This window comes from Peptoniphilus rhinitidis 1-13 (assembly GCF_000246925.1).
Lineage (GTDB): Bacteria > Bacillota > Clostridia > Tissierellales > Peptoniphilaceae > Peptoniphilus_A > Peptoniphilus_A lacydonensis.
The window spans coordinates 1-238 of sequence record NZ_BAEW01000048.1; the positions used below are offsets into that span (position 1 = coordinate 1).

A 238-nucleotide genomic window follows, 5' to 3' on the forward strand; every position below is an offset into this window, starting at 1 on the left:
CGCTTTCGCTAAAGTCATTGTGGTAATCGAATTCTAGCCAATCGACTCTCCCTTACGGTCGGTCTCTTGGGAATCCTTTACACACAACCTCCATCGCTTCAATCTTCGCTATGCTTGATTTTAGCGTGTCGGTATGGTGGAGATAAGGAGATTCGAACTCCTGACCTCCTGCTTGCAAGGCAGGCGCTCTCCCAACTGAGCTATACCCCCATATATAATTAAAATAGTGTGAGGATTT

The 238-nt window shown here is 46.2% G+C and carries 1 tRNA gene; it reads right to left on the reverse strand.

The features are described from left to right. Positions 1-134: 134 nt before the first annotated feature. Positions 135-210, reverse strand: a tRNA-Ala gene (locus tag RH95_RS09160). Positions 211-238: the final 28 nt, after the last annotated feature.